Here is a 17,147-nt window from a genome sequence, read left to right as displayed (position 1 = left end):
TCAGACGTCGGGAACTCCTCGTCCGTTCCGGGAGTCGGTCTGAAGGGAACCCGGATGGGACCCGCTGAAGGGCACCCGGAAGGGACCTGAAGGGACAATGCGTACGACGAACGACGCGAGACGGGGCGCTGGGCATGAATCGCATCAAGGGTGAGGAACCACTCGAAACGGATTCCGGGGCGCCGCGGGGGGCCAAGGCCCTCATGGACGTGGGGGACCCGGCGGGCGCGGGGGACCCGGGGGACGCGGGGGGCCTGGCGGACCCGTCGGGCCCTCCTGGCTCCGGCTTCACCTACAGCGCGGCCGACGAGGAGAAGCGGCGCGGCGTGCGCCGGATGAAGCTCACGGCGACGGGGCTCCTGCTGTTCGTCGCGGTCGTGTACGTCCTCGCGAAGTGGGCGCGGCACGAGGGCGCGGGCGCCTGGGCCGGTTACGTCGCGGCGGCGGCCGAGGCGGGCATGGTCGGCGCGCTCGCCGACTGGTTCGCGGTCACGGCCCTGTTCCGCCACCCGCTCGGCATCCCCATCCCGCACACCGCGATCATCCCCAAGAAGAAGGACCAGCTGGGCGCCTCGCTGGGTGACTTCGTGGGGGAGAACTTCCTCTCCCGGACCGTCGTGCGCCAGCGGCTGCGGGCCGTGGGCATCGGCAGCCGCCTCGGCGCCTGGCTGGCCGAGCCTGAGCACGCCGACCGGGTGACGGCCGAGCTGGCCACGGCGCTGCGCGGCGCCCTGACCGTGCTGCGCGACTCGGACGTCCAGGCCGTCGTCGGCGAGGCCATCACGCGCCGCGCGGACGCGCAGGAGATCGCGCCCGGCATGGGCAAGATGCTGGAGAAGGTCGTCGCGGACGGCGGGCACAAGCGGTTCGTCGACCTGGTGTGCGTCCGCGCCCACGACTGGCTGGTCGTGCACGCGGACCAGGTCATGGACGCGGTGCAGGGCGGCGCCCCCGGCTGGACCCCCCGCTTCGTCGACAAGAAGGTCGGCGAGCGCGTCTACCGCGAGCTGCTCCGCTTCGTCACCGAGATGCGCGACATGCCCGAGCACCCCGCGCGCGGGGCCCTCGACCGCTTCCTCACCGACTTCGCCGCCGACCTGCAGTCCGACTCGGACACCCGCGCGCGCGTGGAGCACCTCAAGCGCGAGGTCCTCGCCCGCGGCGAGGTGCAGGACCTGATCGCCTCCGCCTGGTCGGCGGTCCGCCAGATGATCGTGGCCGCCGCCGAGGACGAGCGCAGCGAGCTGCGGCTCCGGGTGCGGGCGGCCCTCCTCTCGCTCGGCGCGCGCATGGCGGGCGACACCCGCCTCCAGCAGAAGGTCGACGGCTGGGTCGAGGGCGCGGCGGTGTACGTCGTGACGACGTACCGCGACGAGATCACCTCGCTGATCACCGACACGGTCGCGGGCTGGGACGCGGAGCACACCTCGAAGAAGATCGAGGCGCACATCGGCCGCGACCTCCAGTTCATCCGCATCAACGGCACGGTGGTGGGCTCGCTGGCGGGCTTGGCGATCTACTCGGTTTCGCGGCTGTTCGGGGGCTGACGGGGCGGTGGGCTTCGCCCGAGGGGGCGCCGCGCCCGGGGAACTGAGTACGCGTACTCAGGCGGAGCCCCCTGCCCGCACGCCACCGTCGTACACATGAACGCACTGAGCCCCTTGCGCGCCCGCCCCCTCCTAGAGCGGGGGATGGTCCGGCTGCTCGGCGCGGGCCTGGCGGCGGCCACGTATCTGCTCTTCCTGCCCTGGGACCTGCGCAATCGCGCCGAGACGCCGGGCGGCATCGAGGAGACGTCCCCCGTCACGGCCGCGGGCATCACCGGCGTCGTCGTCACGGTCCTGGCCCTCGCCGCCTACTTCGGCTACCGCGATCGCCTGTACTGGGTCCTGCCGGTGGTGGCCGCGCCCCCGGCTGGCCTCCTCTGGGCGTCGTTCCTGACCCACGAGCCCCCGGACGCGTCGCCGTGGCCGCTGGCCTGGGCGGTGTTCGTGGCGGTGGGCGGGGGTGCGGTGCTCGTGGTGGCGGGGGTCGCGCGGCAGCTGCGATCGCAGGCCGTCGGGGCTGCCGGAAGCAGCGCGTAGCGCTCTAGCGCCGCCGGTCCGCCACGACCCAGGAGGCGAGCCCCACGGCACCCGCGACCCCGAACACGGCGGGCCAGGCCCCGACCTTCTTGGCCAGCGGATGCGACCCGGCGAAGGCCGCGACGTACGCCGCGCCGAGCCCGGCAGCGGCCTTGCCCCCGGCCCGCTCCTGCCACCCCTTGGCCGCCACGGCCCCGGCAACGGCCAGCACGACCCCACCGAGGGGCCGCTTCTTGGTGAACCGGGCGGTGGCGTACCCACCCACAAGCCCACCCACCGCGACCACTGCCACGGGCACTTGGACCTTGGCCATGCTTGCCTCGCCTTCGAAACGCTTTCGGACGAACCTATGGCCTGAGCGTAATGGACGGTGATTTCTGGGCGGGGTGCGCGTGCCCAGGCAGGGGGGAAGAGGCAGGTCAGCGCAGCGGGCGGCCATGAAGGGAGGTGACGAAGCCCGTCCACGCCTCAGGCGCGATGGCAATTCTTTCACCGGCGGGGCGCTTTGAATCGCGTATGAGCACGGCACCCGCTGTGGCTGCTACCTCTACGCATTCTGTCGCATTGGCCCCGCTGTAAGAAGACTTGAACCAGGCATCTTCAGGGGCCGAGCGAGTGTGGGCCAGCATCACAACTCCTTGCGGACTCGTTGAATCAGTGCGGAGGACGCCTCCATGTCCAACGCTTGTGCCCGCAGATAGTCGAACGCAAGTCTGTATCGCTTCAGTTCCTCTTCCTTTTCCAGGAAGAGTGAGCCCGTGTGGTAGTCGACGTACACGACATCGAGCGACGGTTCCGCTCCGCCAATGATCACAAAGCTTCCGAGGGCGGCACCGTGAGCACCCTTGGCGAACGGCAGTATCTGGAGGGTGATGCGGGCCGATTCGTTGGCGTCCAGGAGCTGGCTGAGCTGCTCCCGCATGATCGCGGGTGAGCCGACGACGCGGCGGATCACCGATTCGTCGAGGATGGCCCACAGGTGCGGCGGCTCCGCGCGGCTGAGGATCTCCTGCCGTCTCATGCGGATGTCCACGAGCCGCTCGATCTCGGCGGACGCGAGTCGCACCTCGTTGGCCTGCTGCAAGGCCGTGCTGTACGCGCGCGTCTGCAGCAGCCCTGGAACATAGACGCACGCGAAGTGATCCTCGCGCGCGGCCTCGTCCTCCAGCGTGAGCAGGAGGTTCATGCTCTCCGGGATCGAGTCGGCGACGGAGCTCCACCAGCCCTGCCGCTTGGCGTCCTTGGCGAGGTTGACGAGAGCGTTCCGCTCGGCCTCGCTGGCTCCGTACGCCCGGCAAAGCCCTTCCACGACGAGCCACTTGACCGGCCCTTCGCGCGTCTCGTACCGGCTGACGGTCGCCTTCGACACGCCTACGCGGAGCCCGGCCTCCTCAAGGGTCAGCCCTTTGCGGGCCCGCAACTTGCGCAAGGTCACGCCTAGTTGGCGGCGGCGGGTCGTGGGCCTGGCTGGCACGTCGGCTACCTCCTCGGCGACGCGGGCTCCCTGCCCGCGGGCCGCGATCAGGCTATGGGGAAGGGGAGTTGAAGCCCTGCGGATTCACTCGATGGATTCCGGTGAGAAGTTACATGGTGAGATCTCTCTGTGCCATGCTCGCACAGGAAAGGCTACGCAGCGTCGCCGCGCGGTCGCGGTGGGCGCAGCGCTGGTGTGGCCGGAGAGGGAGTCTCGGTATGTCCTTCTACGAAGAGAGCACGGGGCGGCTGCGATGTGTTCTGCCCTTCGAAGTGGTGCCCTCGGAGCTGCGGTTCTTGCGCCGGTCGGTCCGCCGGACGATGGAGCAGTGGGGCGCTGCGGCCGTGAGCGGCGCCGCCGAACTGGCGGCCACGGAGCTGGCGGCCAACGTCATCAAACACGTAGGCGATGGGACTGCGGCAACTCTCGTACTGGAACCGCGGGACGACCGGCTCCGCCTGGAACTCCACGACAAGAGCCACGCTGTCCCCGCCGCCCGGCCCGCCGCCCGCGACGCTCTGTCCGGCCGGGGGCTTCAGCTGCTTGCCGCGGTGAGCCTGAGCTGGGGCACGCTGCTCACGGCGACGGGCAAGGCGGTGTGGTGCGAGATCTCCCTGGAGCCCGCCCGGCACTGCGCCCGGGCGCAGCGGGCGGCCGCAGTGCTGGACGAGTACCGGCGCGTGTCTGGCGTCTCCTCCGTGACTGTCCCCACTCATGCCGCCCTGAAGGAATCGGCCAGGGACGTGATTGCGGACCTGTTGCATTGGCTGGCGGCCTGGGGCGGCGATCCGGACGCAGCGCTGGAGCAGGCGCTGATCCGCTACGAAGCGGAAACGGGGGCGGCCTCGGAAGCGGAGGCGGCATGACGGGCTCCTGGGACGGATGTGCGCATCAGCCCACGCAGCTCTTCGGGTGTGCGCCAGGATTTCCCCGGGCTGACTCTGTGGCACATGCGGTGGCAGTTGGCGCACAGGCAGGCGAGGCCGTCGAGACTCGTCTCGCCGGCACCTGCGGCGTGGAGAGGGGTGACGTGGTGCACTTCGATGTAGTCGGCACCGAGCTCCCCGTACGTGCGGGCGAAGTCGAAGCCGCAGACCTCGCACTGGAGCGACTCACCGCGCCCCTTGACCTGCTTGATCTTCAGACGCCTGAGCTTCGCGCTCCGCTCGCGGACCAGCGCTTGGCGGACGAGGAGGCGTCCCTCGACAGCGACGACACCGACGTCGTCCACCTCGTCGGGCTGCGGTGCGTACAGCTGGAGCTGTCCCGATCCGATGCCTTCCTCGATGGCCCTGGCTGCTGCGAGCATCTCGGCCTCGCGGTCGATGAGAGCCGCGATCATGCGCAGCGTGGGCTTGTCGCATCGCGTACGCCCGCCGCTGTACCCGGGATGGTTCGTCGCGAAGTCGGTCGTCTTCCGGCTGACGCTGTCCGGAGACCGGAAGCCCGGCAATGCGAGGGCTTCGGGGGAGTGAATGGGCAGCGACCGCAGCAGCTCCGACAGCTCTTGGACCGCCTGATCGCCTGTGCGCAGCTCGCGCCAGCCGTTCTCCACGACAAGCGCTCCGGCCAGCACGAGCTCGTCCTCGGTCCATGCGGGTGCCTTCATGGGCAATATCGTATGAGTGTTCGTAGTGGCGGAGGGTGCGTTCTGTGAATGGCTGGCAGTGCTGCACACTTAGGCAGGTCTCGATGTCAGTGGGGTCTGTCACCCTCTGTGATAGCGGATTGCACGGTGTGTCCGCTGCTGCATGGCTGTAAGGAGGGGGCATGACCCGCATGAAGGAACGCGTATACACGTCTGTGGAGATCTGCGCCGGCGCGGGCGGGCAGGCCGTCGGCTTGCACCAGGCCGGATTCAAGCATCTCGCGCTCGTTGAGATCGACACGTATGCAGCGGAAACCCTCAAGGCGAACGTCGAGAAGGACGAGGGCTGGGTTTGGGAGCGAGAGCACTGTGATGTTCTGGCTCCGATGGACGTCAACGCCTTCGACCCTTCCAAGCACCTGCAGAAGAGCGCCAAGATTTTCGCTGCAGAGGGTCTGGACCTCCTCGCGGGAGGTGTGCCTTGCCCGCCCTTCTCGCACGCGGGTAAGCAGCTCGGCAGAGACGACGAGCGCGACCTATTCCCTCGCATGCTGGACCTCGTCGGGCAGCTCGAACCGCGCGCAGTCATGATCGAGAACGTGCGGGGGATCATGGACCCGAAGTTCGCTGACTACCGCGAGGAGATCCTGGCCAAGCTGCAAGGGGGAAGCTACTGGGGCCCGGACCGGCAGCGGGTGCGTGATGATGGCCTCGGTTACACCGTCTGTAACTGGGACGTCCTTGAAGCCAGCGACTTCGGAGTCCCGCAGCTCCGGCCGCGTGCCATCCTCGTAGCCATCCGTGATGACGTCCTCAAGGATGTCAAGTACGAATGGCCGACTCCAACGCACGAGGAGCCGGTGAGCGTCGCAGAGAGCCTCCAGCCCTCCATGCTCGAACGGTACGAGCCGTTCTTCGACGGTGAGCGCGCTCATGAGGCCCGTCGTATCTACAACCATTGGTTGAAGACGGCGCAAGACCGAGACGCTGAGCTCAAGGGGAAGGGTGGGGGCATCGCGCCCACCCTTGTGGGTGGCTCGAAGAAGCACGGCGGCGCGGATCTCGGGCCTAGCCGTGCAAAGGCTGCATGGAAGCAACTTGGCGTCAACGGGCTCGGAGTGGCCAACGATGCCAAGACGATGGCGAAGAAGGAGAGCGAGGATCGCGACCTCTTCGGCGAGCATGGGCCGATGCTGACCGTGGTGCAGGCGGCGATCATCCAGGGCTTTCCTCCCGAGTGGGACTTCGAGGGAGGAAAGACGGCGCAGTACCGACAGGTAGGCAACGCCTTTCCGCCGCCGGTGGCCAAGGCCGTCGGCAAGTCGATCCTGGATGTACTGAAGGCTGCGCGCGAGCGGGACCGCGAGACAAGCTAGTCAGCGTCCTCCGAACCGGACTTTCGAGAATTCGTCCTGCGCTTCTCTACCTCCGCGGCGATCCGGTCGGCGCATGCTCCCGCTGGCTCGTGTTCCCAGAAGCGGAGCACGAGCCAGCCGGCGTCAGTGAGACGCTGGTCGGTATCCCTGTCACGCGTCATGTTCCGGGCTACCTTGTCCGACCAGTAGCCGGAGTTGGTCTTTGGCGGCACGTAGTGCTCGGGGCAGCCGTGCCAGTAGCAGCCGTCGATGAACACCGCGACCTTCGAAGGCCGGAAGACCATGTCCGCAGTACGTCGCAACTCGGGAAGCGGTTTTGCTGCAACGCGGTACCGGAGGCCCTGTGCGTGCACCAGCTTGCGGATCAATCGTTCTGGCTTCGTATCCCGGCTACGGATGGCTTGCATATTCCGTCGGCGGTCAGCCGATGAGGCCCAAGAGCCTGCGGGTGGCGTCCACGCGGCTTGGCTTTTTGTCGGCTCTACTTTCATCGCGTCGGCCTGATCAGTAGGATTCGGGTGCTGCTACAGGAGTGTCTCCCGCGCGCCATGCAACATACTCCTGTCCAGAGATTCTCGTCTTCTTCCTCGTTGCGTCAGAGCTGTCTGCATGTGCAACACGGACGGCTACCCAAGATCCCTTCTCTGCGACGGACAGCCCGAGATCGCGGGCGATGCGCGGGTGTTGGCTTTGGTGTCCAAGGATCATGATGCCCTCAGGGCGAAGATGATTTCTGGCGTCGCGGACGCGCTTCGGGCCGTCATCTTGGCTGGCCACAGTGAGGACCGTGTTGCGATTGACCGGCTTCCCTTGTACGCGCCGAAAGAGTTCGTTGGTGCGCAATTGGCCACCATTTCCGCTGCCGCGGTATCCTGCCGAGGCGTTGAAGATGGCTGTCCGCTCGACCTCTGGAAGACTGAGCAGGATGTTCTGGGTGATCTGGCCGTTCTCAACGATCCAGTGAATGGCACCTCTTCCTGCGGCAGAGATGCTCCGCTTGCCGTCTCTGTTCTTGCCTGCATTGAGGAACTCATCGCGGATTCTCAACAAGCCGACCTGGTAGTGGGCTTTATGGTCGTTCGCCTTGGTGAGAAGGCATATGTGCCCGTCTGCCTCGCGAGGGATCGTCCAGTTGCCTCCACTCGTGAACTTCGAATCCACGTCATGGCCGACTATGTGGTAGTCCATTCTCTGGCCATGCCCGAGGCCGAACTCGGAACGAGTGACAATTTCAACCTTCGTCCCCAAGTAGGTCTTCTCTGTCTTCTCCAGTTCGTCAATGTCGAAACGACCTGTGCGCTGACCGTCGAGCACCTCGTCGATGGACTGGCGGATAACCTGGCCAAATCTGGCTTCCAGGTTGGGCTGCGCCCTGAACCAGTCCAATACGTCTTGCAGGGCTGGGTCGCCGCTATAGGGTTTCGCTGATTCGGCGATGTGTCTGGCTGCCAGGGTGTCGCGCGGAAATAGAGAGTCTTCCAACGTCTGCTTCCTTGGTGAAGGTTCAGCGCTTACCTGGCGCCATGACAGTTGGCGTACACCGCTCCCGACCCGCACCAGCAAGCCTCCGCAAGACGCGGCGGCCACTCCTGCGCCCGCCCCCTGGCCGCCAGTGTCGTCGCGTACTGGGGGAGGAGGGCCGGGTCCGATGGTGGGGTGCTTTCGGAGGCGGCGAAGGCTTCGTAGGAGGGGACCGTGGCGGTGACGATGCCGAGGTTGGGGGTGCCGGAGGCCGAGAGTTCGCGCAGGGACGCCTCTATCGTGGCCAAGTGGGCCTCGTGGGAGGGGTATTCGGCGGACAGGGCCGGATACGCCGCGAGGAGCTCGGTGAGTTCCGTGGCGGGCCAGTGCAGGACCGCCACCGGGAAGGGGCGGGACAGGGCCTCCCGGTACGTGCCCAGTTCCGCCTGGAGGCGGGTGATCTCGGCGCGGATCTCCTCCGGGTTCTCCGAGCCGAGGGTCCAGACCCGCTTCGGGTCGTGGAGCTCGTCCAGGGGCACCGGCGTGCGGCCCGCCGCCGCCGCGCGGGCCCGGTGGACGCGGTCCGCGCGCTCGTCCCAGTTGTCGTGCGGCGCGCCGAGCAGGCGCCGGACGCGGTGGCGGCCGTAGAGCAACGGGTGCGTGGCGTACGGCGGTTCGAGGTCGGGCGCGGGGAGCAGGAGGGTCAGCGCCTCCGAGAACGTGTCGTGCGCCTGGTCCAGCTCGTCGTGGGACTCCAGGGACTCCGCCACGATCACCCACGGGGCCGCGTCCGCCGGGCGCTGGCCGCGTACGCCGTCGATGATCGCCCTGGCCTCCGCCTCGTGGCCGTACTCCCAGAGGTTCGCCGCCTTGAGCGCGCGGATCAGGGTGGGGTTCTCCGGCGGGTGCGGTGCCGACGGGGACAGCAGCTGGTCGTAGAGCGTCGTCGCGCGCTCTCGGGCGTCGGCCAGCTCCAGGTGGGCCGCGGCCTGGAGGAGGAGGTGCTCGGCGTCCTCCGGGTAGAGGCCCGCGGTGCGCTCCAGGCGCTCCGCTTCGGCGATGTGGTCGACGTGGTCGGCAGGCGTGTCGGGGCGCATGAGTGACACCGTACTGCCGTACCCCGGCCAGGGTGTATGGGCCTTGTCGTCGGTGTGGTCCGTTCCCTCCGCGAGGACGCGTCGTTCCCCCGTCGGTACGTCGGCTCCCTCTGGTACGTCGCCGTGCTCCTCGCCTCGGTAGGGTGACGCCCCGTGATCATTCGCCGTCAGCCGCGCGCCCCGCGCCGGCCGCAGCTGCTCTGGCTGCTCGTGCCCTTCGTGCTGTATCTGGGGGCGCTGCCCTTCGTCAACCGGGTCGATCCGGTGGTGCTCGGGCTGCCCTTCCTGTTCGTGTGGCTGCTTGCCGCCACGCTTCTGACGCCGGTCGCGGTGTGGCTCACGTACCGGAGTGACCGGAAGAGCCGGACGGGGCGGCGCCCGTGAACACCGCCGTCGCCACCTCCGTCTTCGGTGTCTTCATGGTCGGCACGGTCGCGCTCGGCCTCCTCGCGGTGCGGGGCCGCGGCGGGCAGGGCGGGCTCGCCGAGTGGTCGGTGGGCGGGCGTTCGCTCGGGCCCGTGTTCATCTGGGTCCTGATGGCGGGCGAGGGGTACACGAGCTTCAGCTATCTCGGCGCCGCGGGCTGGGGGTACAACTTCGGGGCGCCCGTGCTCTACGTCGTCGCCTACATGTCCTGCGGCTACGCGGTCGGGTACGTCGTCGGGCCGCTGCTGTGGGACTACGCGCGGCGGCACGGGCTCGTCAGCGTCAGCGACATGGTGGCGCACCGCTTCGGCAGGCCCTGGCTCGGCGCCGCGGTCGCCGTGCTCGCGACCGTGTTCCTGCTGCCGTACATCCAGCTCCAGATCACCGGGATGGGTGTCGTCGTCTCGACCATCTCGTACGGCGCGATCAGTCTGAACTGGGCCTATTTCATCGGGTTCGCCGTCACGACCGGGTTCGTGGTGGTGAGCGGCCTGCGCGGCAGCGCGTGGGTGTCCGTGCTCAAGGACGTGCTCGTCATCGGCACGCTCGCCTTCCTCGCCGTGTACGTACCGCTGCACTACTTCGACGGGTACGGGGACTTCGTCGACCGGGTGGTGAGCGAGAAGCGCGACTGGCTGACGCTGCCGGGGCACGGCGGCTCCCCGTACGGCGAGGCCTGGTTCGCCACGACGTCGTTCCTCAACGCGCTCACCGTGGTGATCTTCCCGACCACCGTCGCCGGGTACCTCGGCGCCCGCAGCGCCGACGCGCTGCGCCGCAACGCCATCTGGCTGCCCGCGTACAACGTCCTGCTCTTCGTGCCGATGCTGCTCGGCCTCGCGGCCCTGTTCGTGGTGCCGGGGCTGACCGGCGCCGGGTCGAACCTGGCCCTGTTCGAGCTGGTGGTGGACTCGCTGCCCGCGTGGGCCGTCGGCGTGATCGGGGTCGCCGCCGCGCTCTCGTCGATCGTGCCGATGGCGGTGTTCATGCTGGTCATCGGGACGATGTGGGGCAGCAGCGTGCTGTCCCTGCTGCCCCGGTGGCGGTCGCCCGGGCGCCAGAAGCTCGCCTCGCAGGGCGTCGTCGTGGCCGCGGGCGCGCTCGCGCTCGTCCTGACGTACGCGACGCCCAACACCCTCGTGCGCCTCTCGCTCATCTCGTACGAGGGAATGGCGCAGCTCGTGCCGATGCTGCTGCTCGGCCTGGTGTGGCGGCGGCTCACGCTCGCGGGGGCGGTGAGCGGGCTCGTCGTGGGCGTCGCGGTCGTGTGCGGCCTCGTCTTCACCGACCGCGATCCGGTGGGCGGCGTGAACGCGGGGATCGTCGCGCTCGGCGTCAACCTCCTGGTCGCGCTCGTGGTGTCGTACGCCGGTCCGGCGGACCGGGACCCGCGGCCGGACGGCGAGGTGCTCGCGCGGGACCCGGTCGACGACGTCCACGACGAGGTCAGCGGCGCCGTTCCCGCAGCGTCAGGACGGTGAGCGCGGCCAGGACGCCGAGGCCCGCCGACACCAGGAGGGCCACGTCGGCGCCGTGCGCGAGCGCGGCGGGCGAGGAGCCCGAGGCCGTGGCCACGGCGATCATCAGGGCGACGCCCACGGCGGAGCCGAGGTAGCGGGCGGTGTTGCCCGCGCCCGAGCCCATCGCGGCGCGCCCGGGCGGCACCGACTCGACGGCGAGCAGCGGCAGGGCGGCGTTCAGCAGGCCGCTGCCCGCCCCGGAGAGCAGCAGCCCGGGCAGCAGGCGCGGCCAGGAGCCCCCGGCGGCCGCGCCCAGCATGGTCAGGGCGGCGACGGCGTGCAGCAGGAACCCGGCGGCGAGCTGGGCCCGCGCGGGGACCCGGCCCGCGAGCCGCCTGGCCTGGAGGGCGACCAGGAAGCCGGTCCCGGCCCAGAGCATGAACAGCCAGCCCGTGCCCATCGCGGACAGGCCCATGGTGTGCTGGAGGACCGTCGGCAGATAGCTGAACAGGGCGATCACCGAGAGCCCGGTGAAGAGCCCGCCCGCCGACGAGGCGAGGAACAGCGGGCGGCGCAGCAGGCCGAGGTCCAGCATCGGTGTCGCCGTCCGGCGTTCCACGTACGTGAACGCGGTGAGCAGGGCGGCGGCGGTGAGCAGCAGGGCGCCGACGGGCAGCCGCAGCCAGCCGTCGCGGCCCAGGGTGAGCGCGGCGAGCAGGGCGACGAGGGCCAGGCCGAAGGTCAGGGCGCCCGCGAGGTCGGGGCGGCCCGCGCGCGGCGCCCGGGACTCGGTCAGGGCGCGCGGGGCGAGGGCGCCGACGGCGAGGGTGGTCACGGCCAGGACGGCGTACGGCAGGCGCCAGTCGGTGAGCGTGGCGAGGGCGCCGGAGACGACCGGCGAGAGGGCGATGCCGCCGCTGACGAAGGCGCCCCAGACGCCGGTGGCGCGGATCCGGCCGGGCCCTGCCGGGTAGGCCTGCGCGATCAGGCCGAGGCTGGCCGCGAGGATGGCGGCGCTCGCCGCGCCCTGGACCACGCGGGCCAGCGTGAACATCCAGGTGGAGGTGGCGAGGGCGCCGAGGGCCGTGGTGACGCCGAGCGCGTACGTCCCGTACAGGAAGATCCGGCGGCGGCCGTAGTCGTCGGCGAGGCTGCCCGCGACGAGGAGCAGGGCGGCGAGCCCGAGCGGGGTGCCGTTCAGGAGCCAGGCCTGCGCGGACAGAGAGGTGCCGAGGGCCGCGGCGGTGTCGGAGAGCGTGACCATCGGGGCCGTGTACGTCATCAGGGCCATGAAGGTCGCGGCGCTGGTCAGGGCCAGGGTCCGGGCGGGGGACGCCGCGCGGACGGGGGCGGTGGCGGGGGCCGCGGTGGGCGCCGCGGTGGCTGTGCGTGGCATGGGTGAGTGCCCTTCGGGAGGTGCGTGGTGGGGCGCACGCGTCGACGGGGCACGCAAGTTCATTCATTGAACCTGCGTGGTGCGTGATGACCGTAGCAGGGATGGGTTCAATGAATGAACCTTGGTCGGGCAAAAGGGCTACAGTGGGCCCATGGCTCTCGGCAAGGACTACGCGGCGCAGGAGTGCTCCATCGCCCGCGCCCTGGAGGTCGTCGGCGAGCGCTGGACGCTGCTCGTCGTGCGCGACGCGCTCTACGGCGTCCGCCGCTACAACGACTTCCTCGTCCACCTCGGCATCCCGCGCGCGGTGCTCGCCGCCCGGCTCCAGACGCTCACCGACGCGGGCGTCCTGGAGAAGCGGCCGTGCGCGGGGGCGCCCCGGCGGCACGAGTACGTGGTGACCGAGCGGGGCCGCGCCCTCTGGCCGACGCTGCGCGCGCTGAGCGTGTGGGGCCGCGGGGTCCTCGGCGACGCCGAGCCGCTGCGCTCCTTCCGGCACGCGGCGTGCGGTACGGAACTGGGGCCGTCGGGGGAGTGCCCGGCCTGCGGGGTGCTCGTACCGGTCGACGACGTGGAGATGCTGCCCGGCCCCGGCCTCGATCCGGAACCGAGCGATCCGGTCAGCCGGGTGCTGCTCGCGCCCCGGCGGCTGCTTCAGCCCGTCGTCACGGATCCCGTGTAGCCCGTCGTCTCGGATCCCGTGTAGCCCGTCGTCACGGATCCTGTATAAACAGCAGCAGACACATGCGTACGCACAGGGGTTCGGGGAGGAGGCGGCCTTGATCAAGGAACTGGTCAGGAGCTGGGGCGGCGCCCTGCGGCCCGCCGCCCTGCTGTTCGTCCTGCTCGTCGAGACCGTCCTCGCCGACACCGGCAGCCTCGTGGGCGCCGTCGCCTTCGCCGCGACCGCCGCCGCGGGCTCCGCGCTCGCCCTGTGCTCCCTGCTCGCCGCGCGCTCCGCGCCCGCCGTGCCGCGCACCCGCGTGCGCACCGCCATCCGCGACCGCGAGCGGCGCACCGCCTTCCTGCCCCAGCGCGACCCCGACGCCCGGGGCCGCACGCGCCCGCGAGCGCCCGGCCGTCCCCTCCTGACGGCCGCGTAGGGAACCCCCGGCTCCTCTTCCGGAACCTCCCGGACCCCGCGCGGATCGTCCTGCCGACACGCACCTCACCCCGGCACGACGAGACCTCCGGAGGGCTCACCCATGTCTTTCATCGCCGACCTGGTCGCACACCTCGCCGACCTGCTCGAACCGCTCTTCCGCGGCTCCGCCATGGCCGCGGCCATCGTCCTGGTCACCGCCTGCGTACGCCTCCTGATCCACCCGCTGTCCCGGGCCGCGGCCCGCGGCCAGAAGGCGCGCGCCAAGCTCAACCCGCAGATCGCCGAGCTCCGCAAGAAGCACGGCAAGAACCCGGAGAAGCTCCAGAAGGCGGTCCTCGAACTGCACCGCAAGGAGCAGGTCTCCCCGCTCGCGGGCTGTCTGCCCGGCCTCTTCCAGCTGCCCGCGTTCTTCCTGCTCTACCACCTGTTCTCCAGCTCGGACATCGGCGGGAAGGCCAACGCGCTCCTCGACCACAAGCTGCTCGCGGCGCCGCTCGGCGGGCGCTGGGCCGACGCGCTCGGCGACGGCGGCGTGCTCGGCGGGGCGGGCCTCGTCTACCTGGTCCTCTTCGCGCTCGTGGCCGCCGTGGCCACCTTCAACTACCGGCGTACGAAGCGACAGCTGGCCGGGTCGCCGCTGCCCGCGGCCCAGGGCGGCGAACAGGTGCCCGGTGCGCAGGCGATGGCCGCGATGACCAAGTTCATGCCGCTGATGTCCTTCATGACGCTGTTCTCCGTGGCGGTCGTGCCGCTCGCGGCCGCGCTGTACGTCGTGACCAGCACGACCTGGAGCGCGGTGGAGCGGGCCGTCCTGTACCGGAACATGCCGCAGGGGGCGACGGGGGCCATGGCCACGGCCATGTGACGGTCCAGTACGTGAACGGGGTCTTGCGGGCCGGACGGTGAGCTTGGAGGATCGGCCGAACCTCCGATGGCGCCGCACCCCCATCGGTCGGCCCGGGCTCGACCAGAGGGAGACAGACCATGAAGCTGCTGCGAGTCGGTACGGCGGGCGCCGAGCGTCCGGCGCTGCTCGACGCCGGGGGCACCCTGCGCGACCTGTCCGGCGTCGTCACCGACATCGACGGCGCGCTGCTCGCCGACGACGCCGCGCTCGCCCGCGTGCGCGCCGCCGCCGAGGCCGGCGGCCTGCCCGCGCTCGACGCGGCCGGGCTGCGGATCGGGCCGCCGCTCGCGCGGATCGGCAAGGTCGTCTGCATCGGGCTCAACTACCACGACCACGCCGTCGAGGCGGGCGCCGAGCCGCCCGCCGAGCCCGTCGTCTTCCTGAAGGCGGCGGACACGGTGGTCGGGCCGAACGACACGGTGCTCGTGCCGCGCGGCTCGGTGAAGACGGACTGGGAGGTCGAGCTGGCGATCGTCATCGGGCGGACCGCGCGCTACGTGGACTCGTACGAGGAGGCGCTCGCGCACGTCGCGGGCTACGCGGTGGCGCACGACGTGTCCGAGCGCGCGTTCCAGATCGAGCGCGGCGGGACCTGGGACAAGGGCAAGAACTGCGAGACCTTCAACCCGCTCGGGCCGTGGCTCGTGACGGCGGACGAGGTGCCGGACCCGCAGGCCCTGTCCCTGCGGCTGTGGGTCAACGGCGAGCTGATGCAGGACGGCACGACGGCCCAGCAGATCTTCCCGGTGGCGGAGGTGGTCCGCTACGTCAGCCGGTTCATGACGCTGTACCCGGGCGACGTGATCAACACCGGGACGCCCGCCGGGGTCGCCCTCGGCCGCCCCGAACCCAAGCCCTATCTGCGGGCGGGGGACGTGGTGGAGCTGGAGATCGACGGGCTCGGGCGGCAGCGGCAGGAGCTCAAGGACGCCTGACGCCGGGCGGCCCCGGACGCCTCTCGGCACCCCCGTACGGCCCGCCGCTGGTCGGCCTAATGGGGGCCGTGCTGAGCGTGTCTCCCGCCATGAATGTCCGTAATACGCATATTTCCAGGTATGCGAAGAAAAAGCTCAGCATATCTAGCGGTGGCTGTCGCGGTCGCGGCGGCCACGGTCGTCGGCGGCCTGGCGGGGCAGGGCGTCGCCGACCCCCTGCCCGGCGGCCTCGGCCCCTGCCTGGGCGATGCCTGTCCGGGCACGTACCCCGAGGTCAACAACGGGCCCGTGGCGGGCCGCGACGAGAACATCAACGTCTTCGTCGGCGAGGACATGCTCGTCCGCGAGGCGGCGGCGGAGGCCGAGGGCAAGGTCGTCGTGCTCGGCGACTTCGACATGAACAAGCGGGCCGGGGCCTCGCAGATCTACAACGTGGGCGTCGCCGGTGTCGGCTCGCGCGTGCCGCCGCCCAACGGCTCGGACTTCCTCACCACGGGCGGCGACCTGAGTGTCGCCACGGGCCAGCGGCTGCTCGCCGAGGAGGGCGGCGTCTCCGGCCGCGTGGTGTACGAGGGCACGGCCAGCGGCACGGTCGCCCCGCCCGCGGTGCAGGAGGCCGGGGCGGCCGACAAGTACGCGACGCTGCCCGCCCAGCTCACGGCGGCGAGCCAGTGCTACGCGTACGACCAGGGCTCGCCCCGCACGGCCACCGGCACGGCCGTCAACAACGGCAGCGAGACGACCTTCACCGGTGACGGCACGTCCGCGATCCAGGTCTTCAACGTGGACTTCGACCTGGTCAGCCGCACCGGCGGCGACCAGGGCATCGTGTTCGCGAACATTCCCGCCGACGCCACGGTCCTCGTCAACCTCACCGGTGACGTGCGCACCATCCGCACCTATATGGGCACCCTCCCCGACGGCCTGCGCGAGCGGCTGCTCTGGAACTTCCCGGACGCGTCCAGCGTGCAGTTCGCGGGCAGCGGCCAGTTCCAGGGGAGCGTGCTCGTCGGATCGCCGGGCAGCATGACGACGGTGACGCTGCCGGGCATGAACGGCCGCTTCTTCACGGTGGGCACCCTGACCCACACCTCGGGGGCGGGCGGCGGCCAGGAGTTCCACGCCTACCCGTTCAACGGCGACCTGCCGACGTGCACCACGCCGTCTCCGTCGCCTTCGCCGTCGGAGAGCGAGAGTCCGTCGCCGTCGCCTTCGCCGTCGGACAGTGACGGCCCGTCTCCGTCGCCGTCCCCGTCGGACAGCGATGGTCCGTCGCCGTCGCCGTCCCCGTCGGACAGTGACGGTCCGTCGCCGTCGCCGTCCCCGTCGGACAGCGATGGTCCTTCGCCGTCGCCGTCCCCGTCGGACAGCGACGGCCCGTCGCCGTCGCCGTCCCCGTCGGACAGTGACGGCCCGTCGCCGTCGCCTTCGCCGTCGGACAGCGATGGTCCGTCGCCGTCTCCGTCTCCCTCGGACAGTGACGGTCCCTCGCCATCCCCGTCGGACAGTGACGGGCCCTCGCCGTCTCCCTCGGACAGCGACGGGCCCTCGCCCTCGCCGTCGGACAGCGATGGCCCCTCGCCGTCCCCGTCGGACAGTGACGGTCCCTCGCCGTCTCCGTCCGACAGCGACGGCCCGTCTCCCTCTCCGTCGGACTCGCCCACGCATCCGACTCCGCAGCCGACCAAGAGCCCTGACGAGATGGCGCACACGGGTGCCTCGTCCGGGGAGCTCGCGCTGGTCGGCGGGATCGCCGCGGCGCTGCTCGCGGCGGGTGTCACGGTCGTGGTGACGGTACGCCGCCGCCGCGCGGGAGAGTTCGAGTGACGGACCCTCAC

General features: G+C 70.5%; 19 protein-coding genes. 11 read left to right on the top strand and 8 right to left on the bottom strand.

Going from position 1 to position 17,147, the window contains the following annotated elements; all coding sequences use genetic code 11:
• Positions 1 to 134: 134 nt before the first annotated feature.
• Both ACIG3E_RS09200 and ACIG3E_RS09195 read left to right on the top strand, forming a co-directional pair.
• Complete coding sequence (locus ACIG3E_RS09200) at positions 135 to 1,547, top strand: DUF445 domain-containing protein (RefSeq protein ID WP_399613204.1); 1,413 nt, start codon at positions 135 to 137, stop codon at positions 1,545 to 1,547.
• Positions 1,548 to 1,643: 96 nt separating this feature from the next.
• Positions 1,644 to 2,084, top strand: coding sequence for a hypothetical protein (locus ACIG3E_RS09195; RefSeq protein WP_399613202.1), 441 nt, complete (start codon positions 1,644 to 1,646; stop codon positions 2,082 to 2,084).
• A 4-nt stretch (positions 2,085 to 2,088) separates the two neighbouring features.
• Here the strand turns inward: ACIG3E_RS09195 and ACIG3E_RS09190 are convergent, their stop codons facing one another.
• From ACIG3E_RS09190 to ACIG3E_RS09180, 3 genes are all read right to left on the bottom strand, one after another.
• Complete coding sequence (locus tag ACIG3E_RS09190; RefSeq protein ID WP_399613200.1) at positions 2,089 to 2,397, bottom strand: hypothetical protein; 309 nt, start codon at positions 2,395 to 2,397, stop codon at positions 2,089 to 2,091.
• 106 nt (positions 2,398 to 2,503) lie between these two features.
• Positions 2,504 to 2,713, bottom strand: a complete 210-nt coding sequence (locus ACIG3E_RS09185; protein WP_399613198.1) for a DUF397 domain-containing protein — start codon at positions 2,711 to 2,713, stop codon at positions 2,504 to 2,506.
• Complete coding sequence (locus ACIG3E_RS09180) at positions 2,713 to 3,558, bottom strand: helix-turn-helix domain-containing protein (protein WP_399613195.1); 846 nt, start codon at positions 3,556 to 3,558, stop codon at positions 2,713 to 2,715. Before ACIG3E_RS09180 ends, ACIG3E_RS09185 begins: the two co-directional genes overlap by 1 nt.
• A gap of 218 nt (positions 3,559 to 3,776) precedes the next feature.
• On the opposite strand from ACIG3E_RS09180, the gene ACIG3E_RS09175 reads away from it, so the two are divergent.
• Positions 3,777 to 4,424 (top strand): ATP-binding protein, encoded by a 648-nt coding sequence (locus tag ACIG3E_RS09175; RefSeq protein ID WP_399613191.1) that lies wholly within the window; start codon positions 3,777 to 3,779, stop codon positions 4,422 to 4,424.
• Here ACIG3E_RS09175 and ACIG3E_RS09170 read toward each other — a convergent pair.
• Entirely contained in the window at positions 4,379 to 5,167 is a 789-nt protein-coding gene (locus tag ACIG3E_RS09170; RefSeq protein WP_399613188.1) for an HNH endonuclease, read from the bottom strand. The genes ACIG3E_RS09175 and ACIG3E_RS09170 overlap by 46 nt on opposite strands.
• A 161-nt stretch (positions 5,168 to 5,328) precedes the next feature.
• Between ACIG3E_RS09170 and ACIG3E_RS09165 the strand changes: the two genes are divergently transcribed.
• Positions 5,329 to 6,522: a DNA cytosine methyltransferase gene (locus ACIG3E_RS09165; protein ID WP_399613185.1), complete on the top strand. Its 1,194-nt coding sequence runs from the start codon at positions 5,329 to 5,331 to the stop codon at positions 6,520 to 6,522.
• On the opposite strand, the gene ACIG3E_RS09160 is transcribed toward ACIG3E_RS09165, so the two are convergent.
• The 3 genes from ACIG3E_RS09160 to ACIG3E_RS09150 are packed head-to-tail and all read right to left on the bottom strand — an operon-like array spanning position 6,519 to position 9,080.
• Positions 6,519 to 7,013, bottom strand: a complete 495-nt coding sequence (locus ACIG3E_RS09160) for a very short patch repair endonuclease (protein WP_399613183.1) — start codon at positions 7,011 to 7,013, stop codon at positions 6,519 to 6,521. The genes ACIG3E_RS09165 and ACIG3E_RS09160 overlap by 4 nt on opposite strands.
• A 13-nt stretch (positions 7,014 to 7,026) precedes the next feature.
• On the bottom strand, positions 7,027 to 8,004 hold the full coding sequence (locus tag ACIG3E_RS09155) for a NaeI family type II restriction endonuclease (protein WP_399613181.1): 978 nt from the start codon (positions 8,002 to 8,004) through the stop codon (positions 7,027 to 7,029).
• 29 nt (positions 8,005 to 8,033) lie between these two features.
• Complete coding sequence (locus ACIG3E_RS09150) at positions 8,034 to 9,080, bottom strand: SEC-C domain-containing protein (protein ID WP_399613178.1); 1,047 nt, start codon at positions 9,078 to 9,080, stop codon at positions 8,034 to 8,036.
• A gap of 153 nt (positions 9,081 to 9,233) precedes the next feature.
• On the opposite strand from ACIG3E_RS09150, the gene ACIG3E_RS09145 reads away from it, so the two are divergent.
• Positions 9,234 to 9,464 (top strand): DUF3311 domain-containing protein, encoded by a 231-nt coding sequence (locus ACIG3E_RS09145; protein WP_399613175.1) that lies wholly within the window; start codon positions 9,234 to 9,236, stop codon positions 9,462 to 9,464.
• Positions 9,461 to 10,987 (top strand): sodium:solute symporter, encoded by a 1,527-nt coding sequence (locus tag ACIG3E_RS09140; RefSeq protein WP_399613173.1) that lies wholly within the window; start codon positions 9,461 to 9,463, stop codon positions 10,985 to 10,987. Before ACIG3E_RS09145 ends, ACIG3E_RS09140 begins: the two co-directional genes overlap by 4 nt.
• Here the strand turns inward: ACIG3E_RS09140 and ACIG3E_RS09135 are convergent.
• Complete coding sequence (locus tag ACIG3E_RS09135; RefSeq protein WP_399613170.1) at positions 10,953 to 12,362, bottom strand: MFS transporter; 1,410 nt, start codon at positions 12,360 to 12,362, stop codon at positions 10,953 to 10,955. The genes ACIG3E_RS09140 and ACIG3E_RS09135 overlap by 35 nt on opposite strands.
• A gap of 151 nt (positions 12,363 to 12,513) precedes the next feature.
• Between ACIG3E_RS09135 and ACIG3E_RS09130 the strand changes: the two genes are divergently transcribed.
• The 5 genes from ACIG3E_RS09130 to ACIG3E_RS09110 all read left to right on the top strand — a co-directional run bounded on the left by ACIG3E_RS09130 (position 12,514) and on the right by ACIG3E_RS09110 (position 17,136).
• Positions 12,514 to 13,044 carry a winged helix-turn-helix transcriptional regulator gene (locus ACIG3E_RS09130; protein ID WP_399613167.1) on the top strand — a complete coding sequence of 177 codons (531 nt, stop codon included), beginning with the start codon at positions 12,514 to 12,516 and terminating at the stop codon, positions 13,042 to 13,044.
• A 97-nt stretch (positions 13,045 to 13,141) separates the two neighbouring features.
• Positions 13,142 to 13,465, top strand: coding sequence for a DUF6412 domain-containing protein (locus tag ACIG3E_RS09125; protein WP_399613165.1), 324 nt, complete (start codon positions 13,142 to 13,144; stop codon positions 13,463 to 13,465).
• 102 nt (positions 13,466 to 13,567) lie between these two features.
• Positions 13,568 to 14,332, top strand: coding sequence for a YidC/Oxa1 family membrane protein insertase (locus ACIG3E_RS09120; RefSeq protein ID WP_399613163.1), 765 nt, complete (start codon positions 13,568 to 13,570; stop codon positions 14,330 to 14,332).
• 119 nt (positions 14,333 to 14,451) lie between these two features.
• Complete coding sequence (locus ACIG3E_RS09115) at positions 14,452 to 15,309, top strand: fumarylacetoacetate hydrolase family protein (protein ID WP_399613160.1); 858 nt, start codon at positions 14,452 to 14,454, stop codon at positions 15,307 to 15,309.
• A 150-nt stretch (positions 15,310 to 15,459) separates the two neighbouring features.
• The gene (locus tag ACIG3E_RS09110) at positions 15,460 to 17,136 is read left to right on the top strand and encodes a choice-of-anchor A family protein (protein WP_399613158.1); all 1,677 of its coding nucleotides are present in this window, start codon (positions 15,460 to 15,462) and stop codon (positions 17,134 to 17,136) included.
• Positions 17,137 to 17,147 lie beyond the last annotated feature (11 nt).

It is taken from the genome of Streptomyces sp. NPDC053474 (genome assembly GCF_044544845.1).
In the GTDB taxonomy this organism is placed as follows: Bacteria; Actinomycetota; Actinomycetes; order Streptomycetales; family Streptomycetaceae; genus Streptomyces.
The sequence above is the reverse complement of the archived record's forward strand: the minus strand, read 5'-3'. Positions and strand labels throughout refer to the sequence as shown.